Source organism: Arsenophonus nasoniae DSM 15247, assembly GCF_000429565.1.
In the GTDB taxonomy this organism is placed as follows: Bacteria; Pseudomonadota; Gammaproteobacteria; order Enterobacterales; family Enterobacteriaceae; genus Arsenophonus; species Arsenophonus nasoniae.
On sequence record NZ_AUCC01000281.1, the window covers coordinates 1 to 1141 of the forward strand.

A 1141-nucleotide genomic window follows, 5' to 3' on the forward strand; every position below is an offset into this window, starting at 1 on the left:
GGTGATTACGCTTACTGGGCGGTGTTACCTGCAAAAAAACCTGAATAAGCATTAAAAATAAGCCACCGCAATACTCACAAAAACAATCATCAAAACGGGTAAGGCGGTTGGCTTCCAGTTTAGTTGGTAAAAATAAGGTTAAAATATGGAAAATTTAGTTACTAAAACGGTGATAGGAACAGACGATAGAATACCTGTCAATGAATTAATGGAACTTGATCCAGAAAAATATAAAAAATCGTTGGCTGTCGCCTTGATCCAATTTCCTGGAGGGCGAGCGGGTACAGCGTGGAGAGTGAGTTCTAAAAACTTGATGCTCACAAATTTTCATGTTGTAGAAGGTCAAGAATTGAATCAGGCTAAGATAAATTTTTATTATGCAAAAAATAACGAAGACAATGAAAAAGTTTCAATCAAAGGGGAAAAGTTATTAATTCATGACCGTAAGCTCGATTTTGCTTTATTTACGCTTGACTCTAAAGCGTTCAAAACAGGCAAAATAGATAAATTTGGACATTTGGATATTGATCCAGTAGGGGCAAAAATAGGTCAAGAAATATATATACCCCAGTTTCCTAATAATTATAAAAATTATCCTTGCTGTCCAAAAGTGGTTTCAATTTATACAATGATTGACGATAATAAAATTCCAGCAACTATAGAAGCATTTAAGAAAGGTAAGCCGATTGTATATTATACCGCAGATACAGGTCCTGGCTCATCGGGATCCCCAATTATATCTGCTTCTACGAATAAAGTAGTCGCTATTAATAGTTCGCATTTAAATGATCGAAATCGTGGAATAAATATTAAACCCATTTGGAAAAAAATAAAAAGAATGATGGATTAAAATACATAGAACAATTTCCTCGATCATAAAACTGACAAATCAAGCATCAAAACAAGATACAAGGCGATAAGCCTCCCGTTAATTCAATACAACTAAAGCAATGGAACCCTCAATGGTAGGGTATATGCGTATGTCTGAAAAATACTCAACACCGGCTGCCTATCTGTGGGGCATCATGACCACCATCGGTGGAGTCATAACAACGATTTTTGATTTTTTAACCCTTGACCAGTGGGTTGCGGTGATGGGTATCGGCTGCACGATAGGGACATTTTTAATCAACGTGTACTA

2 protein-coding genes are annotated in these 1141 nt (G+C 36.2%); both read left to right on the forward strand.

Translation table 11 applies throughout. From position 1 onward, the window contains the following. Nucleotides 1-145: 145 nt before the first annotated feature. Nucleotides 146-850 (forward strand): trypsin-like serine peptidase, encoded by a 705-nt coding sequence (locus G468_RS0118405; RefSeq protein WP_026824199.1) that lies wholly within the window; start codon nucleotides 146-148, stop codon nucleotides 848-850. A gap of 130 nt (nucleotides 851-980) precedes the next feature. Beyond that, nucleotides 981-1141 (forward strand): HP1 family phage holin (locus G468_RS23300; RefSeq protein ID WP_338078191.1); only part of this gene is annotated, 161 nt, incomplete at its 3' end.

Bases quoted from the DNA above. Each gene is read 5' to 3' on its own strand.
- G468_RS0118405 (WP_026824199.1), top strand. From the start codon at position 146: ATGGAAAATTTAGTTACTAAAACGGTGATAGGAACAGACGATAGAATA.